Origin of the sequence: Halorubrum distributum JCM 10118 (assembly GCF_000337335.1) — an archaeon.
GTDB lineage: Archaea > Halobacteriota > Halobacteria > Halobacteriales > Haloferacaceae > Halorubrum > Halorubrum distributum.
In genome coordinates this window covers 1-1,112 of the sequence record NZ_AOJN01000029.1, presented here as the reverse complement: position 1 = coordinate 1,112, position 1,112 = coordinate 1, and the positions used below count along the sequence as shown (strand labels likewise).

Annotated in this window: 2 protein-coding genes; one reads left to right on the top strand and one right to left on the bottom strand. The window is 56.9% G+C overall.

All coding sequences use genetic code 11. The features are described from left to right. Positions 1-187: 187 nt before the first annotated feature. On the top strand, positions 188-355 hold the full coding sequence (locus C466_RS16755) for a hypothetical protein (RefSeq protein ID WP_160163040.1): 168 nt from the start codon (positions 188-190) through the stop codon (positions 353-355). 71 nt (positions 356-426) lie between these two features. Here the strand turns inward: C466_RS16755 and C466_RS05530 are convergent, their stop codons facing one another. Beyond that, positions 427-906, bottom strand: a complete 480-nt coding sequence (locus tag C466_RS05530) for a DUF7342 family protein (protein ID WP_004595577.1) — start codon at positions 904-906, stop codon at positions 427-429. Positions 907-1,112: the final 206 nt, after the last annotated feature.

Below are 1,112 nucleotides of genomic sequence, written 5' to 3'. Positions count from 1 at the left end.
TCTTCTGCGTGTAAGAACCAGTCTTTGACACCGTGAAACCGTGAGTTATCGACCCTACCCCGACGCTGTCTTGCGTTCAACAAGGCAACGTACGGCCAAACCTACCTCAAAAACCACGGGAAGGGACTACGAGACGAAGGATAAGTCGGTGAGGAAGATTAGTAGAGTCGGATCTTGTATTGAAAAGATGGTGGACCCCGACCACGTCGTGACTGCTGAAGATGTTGCCGACGCGACTGGCCAGTCCATCGAAACGGTGGCCTGGGGCTGGCACGAGCTGGCCGAAGAGCAGGTCGATACCGAAGAGTCCGAGTTGGAGTCCACGGACCGTCGCCGGATGTTTTCCGACGAGTAACTCATTTTCGTTAGCACGTCACGAAGCCCGTTATAGACGGACGCGTCGATGGTTCCCGGCAACCCCATCGTTTAGACCGGAACCCCGTCGCGGTCGGTCGCCCAATCATACTCTTTCAGCGCTGCCTTCACGACCGGCAACCGGTCAGCAAGATGATCCCATTCGCTGGCGATCTCACGCCGTCTCTCGGCTTCGTCAGGGGTATCCACGTCGGCGACACTCGCAAGGAGTTCGCTTGGCGACTCGACGTCGTACTCGGCTTCCCACTCTGCGATCCGCGCCCGCATCGACTCTAGGACGTCGGCGAGTTCCTCCCGGTCGTGCTCGCGTTGGAGAGTTGCGACTTCGCGATAGGTCGCCATCAGTTGATCGACGCAGTAGAGTGTCTGGCCCCCGCGTTCGATCTTCTGTAAGACGGTATCCTCGACGAGTTGATCGAGGTACTTCTGGGCCGTCTTCGTCGTGGTTTCTGTCTCTTCGGCGACCCACGATGCGGTTCGGGGCGTTCGGAGCGTTCGCGCGGCCGCACGAATTCGCTCACCTCGCGTCATCGAGGGAGCGTTTGGATCGGCAGCGTCCGTTTCGTTCGACATAGGGCCTCTATGCTCTGGGAAAATATATATCCAAGGGATTGTAGATATTTATCGCCCGTTTCTATCTTTCTTCGAGGAGAGAATCCCGCCGTTCACGGCGGGCGTGAATCCGACAACGCCTCCACAACCTACGTTCAGCAACAATACGGATATTTAACTAATAG

Excerpts from the sequence above, each read along its gene's own strand:
- C466_RS16755 (WP_160163040.1), top strand. The coding sequence starts at position 188 with ATGGTGGACCCCGACCACGTCGTGACTGCTGAAGATGTTGCCGACGCG.
- C466_RS05530 (WP_004595577.1), bottom strand. The coding sequence starts at position 906 with ATGACGCGAGGTGAGCGAATTCGTGCGGCCGCGCGAACGCTCCGAACG.